We start from the raw sequence: 7,969 nt of genomic DNA on the forward strand, positions 1-7,969 counted from the left end.
TGGACGTCGGGAAGGATGGCCCGATGACCGATGATCAGCGTACGCAGACTCCCCGCACCGCCGACGAACGCGCCACCCTGGCAGGCTTCCTGGACTACCAGCGCGACACCCTCGCGATGAAGTGCGCGGGCCTCACCGCGGAGCAGCTCCGCGCCCGCGTGCTGGAACCGTCCGGGCTCTCCCTGCTCGGGCTGGTCCGCCACCTCGCCGAGGTGGAGCGCAGCTGGTTCCGCAACGTCCTCGACGACGAGGGCCTGCCGGGCTTCTGGAAGCACCCGGACGGGTCCTTCGCCGAGTTCGACGCCGACACCGCCGACCCCGACGAGGCCTTCGCGACCTGGCGCCGGGAGTGCGACCACGCCCGGGAACTCGTGTCCGCCGCCGAGTCGTTGGACGTCCTGGGCCACTACGGCGACGAGGTCTTCTCGCTCCGCTGGATCCTCACCCACATGATCGAGGAGTACGCCCGCCACAACGGCCACGCCGATCTGCTCCGCGAGCACCTCGACGGCACCACCGGCGAGTAGCACCGGACGCGGCCGGACGACGAGGGATCGAGCAGAGCGTGCGGACCCGCCAGAAGGAACGCGACACCCCCGGGCCGTCCGAGCCCTGGAACGAGATCGTCCCCGGGCTCTGGATGGGCGGGCACTACTTCACCCGGCCCGGCGGCGAGCTGGAACTCGCGATCGTACGGGCTGAGTTCGACCTGGTGGTCAGCCTGTTCACCCGTTCCGGGCACGGTCCGGCACCGGGGGTGGAGCACGTCGTCCGGGAGGTGCCCGACGCCCCGCTCTCCCCCGGTCAGCTGCTCGCCGTCCAGGAGGCGGCCGAGCTCACCGCGGCGGCCGTCCGCCGGGGCCGGCGGACGCTGGTGCGCTGCCACTCGGGGTACAACCGCTCGGGCCTGGTGGCGGCGCAGGCGCTGATCGGCCTCGGCCACGAGAGCGGCGAGGCGGTCCGGCTGGTCCGGGAACGGCGCTCGCCCTCGGCACTGAACAACCCGGTGTTCGTGGACTACCTGGACACCGGACTGGAGGTCGCCGTGCTGCTGACCGGCCTCAACGGGTGAGGCCGGTCAGTGACATGACGTTCCGTCCGGTTTCTCAGATGTCGCGGAAGGTCTCGATCTGGGCGCCGATGGAGTTGAGGCGCTCGGCGAGGTCCTCGTAGCCGCGGTTGATGACGTAGACGTTGCGCAGCACCGAGGTGCCCTTGGCGGCGAGCATGGCGAGCAGGATGACCACGGCGGGGCGCAGGGCCGGCGGGCACATCATCTCGGCGGCGCGCCACCGGGTCGGCCCCTGGACCAGCACCCGGTGCGGGTCGAGGAGCTTGACGTCGGCGCCGAGGCGGGTCAGCTCGGTCAGGTAGATCGCGCGGTTGTCGTACACCCAGTCGTGGATCATCGTGGTGCCGTGCGCGGCCGCGGCGATGGCGGCGAAGAACGGCACGTTGTCGATGTTGATGCCGGGGAACGGCATCGGGTGGATGGTGTCGATCGGCGCGGTCAGCTTGGACGGGCGCACGGTGAGGTCGACCAGCCGGGTGTGACCGTTGTGGGCCCGGTACTCGGGGGTGCGGTCGTAGTCGAGACCCATGCCCTCCAGCACGGCGAGCTCGATCTCCAGGAACTCGATCGGCACCCGGCGGACGGTCAGCTCGGAGGAGGTGACGACGGCGGCGGCCAGCAGGCTCATCGCCTCCACCGGGTCCTCGGCCGGGGTGTAGTCGACGTCGCAGGTGATCTGCGGGACGCCGTGCACGGTGAGGGTGGTGGTGCCGATGCCCTCGATCCTCACGCCCAGCTTCTCCAGGAAGAAGCAGAGGTCCTGGACCATGTAGTTGGGCGAGGCGTTGCGGATGACGCTGACGCCGTCGTGCCGGGCGGCGGCCAGCAGGGCGTTCTCGGTGACCGTGTCCCCGCGCTCGGTCAGCACGATCGGGCGGTCCATCGGGGCGCCCGGCTCGACCGAGGCGTGGTAGGCGCCGCCGGTGGTGGCGACCTCCAGGCCGAAGCGGCGCAGCGCGGTCAGGTGCGGCTGCACGGTGCGGGTGCCGAGGTCGCAGCCGCCCGCGTACGGGATGGCGAAGTGCTGGGCGCGGTGCATCAGCGGGCCGAGGAACATCAGCACGCTGCGGGTGCGGCGGGCCGCCTCGACGTCCATCGCCGCGAGGTCCAGCTCGGCGGGCGGGGTGAGTTCGAGGTCGCGGCCCTCGTTGATCCAGCGGCTCTTGACGCCGATGCTGGTGAGCACCTCAAGGATGCGGTAGACCTCCTCGATCCGCGCGACGCTGCGGATCGTGGTGCGGCCGGTGGTCAGCAGCGAGGCGCAGAGGATCGCCACGCAGGCGTTCTTGCTGCTGCGGACGTCGATCGCACCGGAGAGCCGGGTGCCGCCGGCGACGCGCAGGTGCATCGGGCCGGAGTAGCCGAGGGAGACGATCTCACTGTCGAGGGCTTCGCCGATGCGGGCGATCATCTCAAGGCTGACGTTCTGCTTGCCCTGTTCGATGCGGTTGACCGCGCTCTGGCTGGTTCCGAGGGCCTCTCCGAGCTGCGCCTGGGACCAGCCGCGGTGCTGGCGCGCGGTACGGATGAGGGTGCCGATACGGGTGAGGTAGTCGCCTGTCACTCGCCAGACGATATCTCATGGTTGAGATGGCGACAGACCGGGGGTCCGGCGTGGTACTCCATTTGTCCGTTTCTCGCCCCGTATGGACGTCAGTTCTTCACATCACCAGGTGAGGTTGTCGCGCCGTCGTGACACTCGTGACAGTGTCACGGCCCGAGCGGCTCCGCCCGGCCGACGACGGTGCCCGCGCGGTCGATGCAGATGACGTCCACCGCGACCGGCGAGCCCAGCAGCACGCCGAGCGCCGTCGCCCGGGCCGCCTCGGCGACCAGATCCCCGAGCGGCACCCCGGCCGCCCGGCACAACTGCACCGCTTCCAGTGCGGTGTTGGCACCCGCGACCGCCCCGGCCAGCGCCTCGTCGGCCCCGCCCCGACGGGCCAGTTCGGCCAAGTACCCCTTGTCCACCTGGGAGCGCGCCGAGTGGAGGTCGAGGTGGCCGGCCGCGAGCTTGGACAGTTTGGCGAAGCCGCCCGCGATGGTCAGCCGGGGCACCGGGTGGCGCTTGAGGTACTTGAGCACGGCGCCGGCGAAATCGCCCATGTCCAGCAGCGCGTCCTCCGGCAGCCCGTGCTCCGCCACCGCGACCTTCTCCGAGGTCGACCCGGTGCAGCCGGCCACGTGGGTGCGCCCTGCCGCCCGGGCCACGTCCACCCCGCGGCGGATCGAGTCGATCCAGGCCGAGCAGGAGTAGGGGACGACCACCCCGGTCGTGCCGAGGATGGACAGACCGCCGAGGATGCCGAGCCGGGGGTTCCAGGTGGAACGGGCGATCTCCTCGCCGTGGTCGACCGAGATCTCCACCACCACGTCCCCGCTGCCACCGCGGGCGGCGGCCACCTCGGCGACCGCGTCCCGGATCATCTGCCGGGGCACCGGGTTGATGGCGGGCTCGCCGACCGGCAGCGGCAGGCCGGCCTTGGTGACCGTCCCCACCCCGGGACCGGCCCGGAACACCACCCCGGTGCCGGGCGCGCCGGGCCGTACGGTCGAGCGGATCAGCGCGCCGTGGGTGACGTCGGGGTCGTCGCCCGCGTCCTTGACCACCCCGGCCATGGCGGCGATGCGCCGGTCGGGGCCGGGCGCACCGGGCTTGTCGGGCTTGCCGGGCGCACCGGCCGGCTCTCCGGCGACGGGGTTCGCGGCGGTGGCCGGCTCCTCGGCGGCGGTCAGTTCCTCGGCCGCGAGGGCGAAGGCGGGCTGCTGGCCCTTGGGCAGGGTGATGACCACCGGGTCCGGGAACTCGCCGGTGAGCAGCGCGGTGTACGCCGCCTTGGTGGCCGCGGTGGCGCAGGCCCCCGTCGTCCAGCCGGGCCGCAGGCCGCTGCTCTTCAGCTGGCCGGCCCGGCCTCCCGCTCCGGCTCCCGCCTCGGCTCCCGCTGCGGCCACCTGCGCCCCGTTTCCGACGGCGCCCGCGCCGTCCTGCTCCGCTCCGGCGGCCACACCGGCCGCCGCCGCCGATTTTCCCCCACCGGGCCGGGCGGGACCCGACCGGGGTGGCGGCACCCGCGTCCCTGCGCGGTGCGGAGGAATCCCGAGCACGAGCCGCACGGGGCCGCTGCCCCGCGTTCCCGAAGAGTTCTCTGCGCGGGCCTCGCCCACCGTGCCTACCAGTGAGTAATCTGGCGGTCCGCCAGAAGCGGGTTCATGACAGACGTGGGCCCGGCCGGGGTCGAAGCGCCCCGCCGGGCCATCAGCATGTGGGGGTTTTTGTGGCAGGGATGAGTCGGCGTACGTTCCTCACCGGTACGTCGGTGGCCGCCGCCTGGTCGGCCTTGTCGCTGGGCGGCGCGCAGTTCGCCTCGGCCGCGGCGCGCGACCGGGCGCTGGCGACGACGGCCGAACGGGCGGTCAGGATCACCGGGACCACGCTGGAGCAGGTGGCCACCCCGGTCGGTACCGGTGGCTACAAGCGGCTGACGGCCGGACCGGGCTGGCCGCTGACGGTGCGCGGCGACCTGGCGTCGGCGACCACCGGACGGGACGACCGCCGGACCGGCCTCGCCAGCTTCGTCCAGTTCAGCGACCTGCACCTGGTGGACACCGAGTCCCCGGTGCGCTTCGAGTACCTGGCCAAGCTCAACGGCAGCGCCTACCGGCCGCAGGAGGCCCTGAACGCCCGCGGTGTCTCGGCCCTCGTCGAGCGGGTCAACTCGCTCGCCGGCGGCCCCTACACCGGGATGCCGTTCAGCATGGTGATGGCCACCGGCGACAACACCGACAACCACGAGCTCGCCGAACTCGACTGGTACCTCAAGGTCATGGGCGGCGGCCGGCTGGCCCAGAACACCGGTGACCCGAGCCGCTACGAAGGGGTGCAGAACTCCGGCAACGCGGCCTACTGGAACCCCGAACTCTCCTACAGCGACGGCTACAAGGCGAAGGGCTTCCCGCAGATACCCGGCTTCCTGTCCGCCGCCGGCCGCCCCTTCGACGCGCCCGGCCTGCGCACGCCCTGGTACACCACGGTCGGCAACCACGACGACAGCATCGAGGGCTCGCTGCCGGACCTCGGACTGCTGAACGACCTGTACGCCGGCCAGTACAAGCTGGAGGGCTGCGACGACGCCACGGCCGCCCAGCTGATGGACTCGCTGCGCCGTGACCCGGCGGGCGCCGTACTGCTGCTCGCGAAGCTGATCGCCAGCGGCGACCTGGTGCGCAGGATCACCCCGGACGATCGCCGCCGGCCGTTCACGCTCAAGGAGTTCGCCAAGGCCCACCTGGACCCGGCGGTCACCGGCGCGGGCCCGTACGGGCACGGCTTCACCTCGGACATGGCCAACAGCGGCAAGCTCTACTACACCTTCCGCATCTCGGAGAAGGTGGTCGGCATCAGCCTGGACACCACCAACCAGGCCGGGTTCGCCGACGGTTCACTGGGCACCGCGCAACTGCGCTGGCTGGAGCAGCAGTTGAAGGCGCACAGCGGACACTGGTACGACGCCGACGGGCGCAAGGTGACCGGCGGGAGCACGGACGAGCTGATCCTCGTCTTCAGCCACCACACCAGCGGCACGATGGGCAACCTGCTGCCGGACCCGCGCAACATCTTCGAGGGGCGACACGACGGCAACGAGCTGGTGGCGCTGCTCCAGCGCTACCCGAACGTGGTCGCGTGGGTGAACGGGCACACCCACATGAACAAGATCACGCCGCACGGCCACGCGGTGCCGGAGCGGGCGTTCTGGGAGATCAACACCGCCTCGCACATCGACTACCCGCAGCACGGGCGGATCATCGAGATCGCGGACAACGGGGACGGCACGCTCTCACTGTTCACCACGCTGATCGAGTCCTCCGCACCGTACGGGACGGACTTCGGCAGCACCTCGGACGCCAACCTCGCGGCGCTCTACCGCGAGCTGTCGTACAACGACCCGAACGGCCGGCCGACGGCACTGCTGGGCACGGACGGGGACCACAACACGGAGCTGCTGCTCACCAAGCCGACCCGGTAACGGCCGGGGTCCGGCGAACGGCGGCCAACGGGTGACGGCCGACAGTCGACGGATGGCGGATGGCGGATGACAGCTGACGAATGACGGATGACAGCGAACAGATGATGAAATCTGTTCGCTGTCATCCGTCGCCCGTCACTCCTCCGGGTACCGCCGCGGCGTCCAGACGACCTCCACGCCGCCGCCCCGCTCGACCGTCCGGGTCTGCGAGGAACCGATCAGCAGGACGGTCCGCATGTCGACCAGCGCCGGGTCCAGCTCGCCCAGCCGGACGATCCGCACCCGCTCGGTCGGGCCGCCGACGTCGCGGGCCATCACCACCGGGGTCTCCGGCGCCCGGTACTCCAGCAGCAGGTCCCGGGCGAGCCCGACCTGGGTGGTCCGGGACTTCGAGCCCGGGTTGTACAGCGCGAGCACCAGGTCCGCCCCGGCGGCGGCGCGCAGCCGCTTCGCCACCACGTCCCAGGGCTTGAGCCGGTCCGAGAGCGAGATCGTCGCGTAGTCGTGCCCGAGCGGGGCGCCGGCCCGGGAGGCGGCCGCATGGGCGGCGGTCATCCCCGGGAGCACCCGCACCGGGACGTCCCGGTACGCCTCCTCACAGGCGACCTCCAGCACCGCGGTGGCCATCGCGAACACCCCCGGGTCACCCGAGGACACCACCGCGACGCGGTGCCCGCGCCGGGCGAGGTCCAGGGCGTACTCGGCGCGCTCCGACTCCACCTTGTTGTCCGAGCCGTGCCGCCGCTGCCCCGGCCGTTCCGGCACCCGGTCCAGGTAGGTGGTGTAGCCGACCAGGTCGGTGGCCTCGGACAGCGCGCCGCGCGCCTCGGCGGTCAGCCAGAGCGGTCCGGCCGGCCCGGTGCCGACCACGGTCACACTGCCGACGCCCTCCGACAGCCGGATCTCCGGCTCCAGCGGCGCGACCTTGCTCGGCAGCACCACGACCGAGAAGTACGGCACCGTCCCGTCCTCGACCTCGGCGAGCGGCGCGACCCGCTCCCCCGCCATGAAGGCCCGCTCCACGTACTGCGCGTCCGCCAGCCGCCCGGCCCGCTCCAGGGCCCGGCGGACGGTCGGGAAGGTGCGCCCCAGCTTCATGATCACGGCCGAGTCGGCGGCCGCGATCCGCGCCGTCAGCTCCTCCTCGGGCAGCGTGCCGGGGATGACGGTGAGCGTCTCCTCGGCCTCGGTCAGCGGCTGTCCGAGCCGGGCGGCGGCCGCGCTGAGCGAGGTCACGCCCGGCACCACCTCGGTCGGGTAGCGGTGCGCTAGCCGCTTGTGCATGTGCTGGTAGGAGCCGTAGAAGAGCGGGTCGCCCTCCGCGAGGACCACCACGTCGCGCCCGGCGTCCAGGTGGGCGGCCAGCCGGGCGGCGGCCTCCTCGTAGAAGTCGTCCAGCGCGCCGCGGTAGCCGCCCGGGTGGTCGGTGGTCTCGACGGTGAGCGGGTAGACCAGCTTCTCCTCGACCTGACCGCCCGTTAGATACCGTTCGGCGATCGAGCGTGCGATGGACCGCCCGTGCCGGGCGCTGTGGTAGGCCACCACGTCGGCCTTGCCGATGAGTTCGGCGGCCCGGACGGTCACCAGCGACGGGTCGCCCGGGCCGAGCCCGACACCGTACAGCCGGCCCGTGTGGTTCTGATGTTCCGTCACTCTTCTTCGCTCGCAATCGCGTTGACGGCGGCGGCGGCCATCGCGCTGCCGCCGCGCCGGCCGCGCACCACCAGGTGCTCCAGGCCGGACGGGTGCTCGGCCAGGGCCTGCTTGGACTCGGCGGCGCCGATGAAGCCGACCGGAACGCCGATCACCGCGGCCGGTCGCGGTGCGCCCGCCTCGATCATCTCCAGCAGCCGGAACAGCGAGGTCGGCGCGA

General features: G+C 72.2%; 7 protein-coding genes. 3 read left to right on the forward strand and 4 right to left on the reverse strand.

The window, feature by feature from the left end; translation table 11 throughout:
- Positions 1-23: 23 nt before the first annotated feature.
- Together ACWGKU_RS10065 and ACWGKU_RS10070 are read left to right on the forward strand one after the other, a co-directional pair.
- Positions 24-527 (forward strand): DinB family protein, encoded by a 504-nt coding sequence (locus tag ACWGKU_RS10065; protein ID WP_452177899.1) that lies wholly within the window; start codon positions 24-26, stop codon positions 525-527.
- A gap of 38 nt (positions 528-565) precedes the next feature.
- Positions 566-1,072: a protein-tyrosine phosphatase family protein gene (locus tag ACWGKU_RS10070; RefSeq protein ID WP_452177900.1), complete on the forward strand. Its 507-nt coding sequence runs from the start codon at positions 566-568 to the stop codon at positions 1,070-1,072.
- Positions 1,073-1,106: 34 nt separating this feature from the next.
- Here the strand turns inward: ACWGKU_RS10070 and ACWGKU_RS10075 are convergent, their stop codons facing one another.
- Together ACWGKU_RS10075 and ACWGKU_RS10080 are read right to left on the reverse strand one after the other, a co-directional pair.
- Positions 1,107-2,636 (reverse strand): UDP-N-acetylglucosamine 1-carboxyvinyltransferase, encoded by a 1,530-nt coding sequence (locus tag ACWGKU_RS10075; RefSeq protein ID WP_380348769.1) that lies wholly within the window; start codon positions 2,634-2,636, stop codon positions 1,107-1,109.
- Positions 2,637-2,782: 146 nt separating this feature from the next.
- Positions 2,783-4,024 (reverse strand): cobalt-precorrin-5B (C(1))-methyltransferase, encoded by a 1,242-nt coding sequence (locus ACWGKU_RS10080; RefSeq protein WP_452177901.1) that lies wholly within the window; start codon positions 4,022-4,024, stop codon positions 2,783-2,785.
- Between the two features lie 332 nt (positions 4,025-4,356).
- Here ACWGKU_RS10080 and ACWGKU_RS10085 point away from each other — a divergent pair, with 332 nt between their 5' ends.
- Complete coding sequence (locus tag ACWGKU_RS10085) at positions 4,357-6,096, forward strand: TIGR03767 family metallophosphoesterase (protein ID WP_452177902.1); 1,740 nt, start codon at positions 4,357-4,359, stop codon at positions 6,094-6,096.
- 135 nt (positions 6,097-6,231) lie between these two features.
- Here ACWGKU_RS10085 and ACWGKU_RS10090 read toward each other — a convergent pair whose 3' ends face one another.
- Together ACWGKU_RS10090 and ACWGKU_RS10095 are read right to left on the reverse strand one after the other, a co-directional pair.
- On the reverse strand, positions 6,232-7,749 hold the full coding sequence (locus ACWGKU_RS10090) for a precorrin-2 C(20)-methyltransferase (RefSeq protein ID WP_401044844.1): 1,518 nt from the start codon (positions 7,747-7,749) through the stop codon (positions 6,232-6,234).
- Positions 7,746-7,969, reverse strand: a 224-nt coding sequence (locus ACWGKU_RS10095) for a precorrin-8X methylmutase (RefSeq protein ID WP_452191394.1), incomplete at its 5' end; no start/stop codon positions are given. The genes ACWGKU_RS10090 and ACWGKU_RS10095, both read right to left, overlap by 4 nt.

The sequence above is a fragment of the Kitasatospora sp. NPDC054768 genome (assembly GCF_053612025.1).

Coding starts and splice junctions, on each gene's coding strand:
- ACWGKU_RS10065 (WP_452177899.1), top strand. CDS start 24: ATGACCGATGATCAGCGTACGCAGACTCCCCGCACCGCCGACGAACGC.
- ACWGKU_RS10085 (WP_452177902.1), top strand. CDS start 4,357: ATGAGTCGGCGTACGTTCCTCACCGGTACGTCGGTGGCCGCCGCCTGG.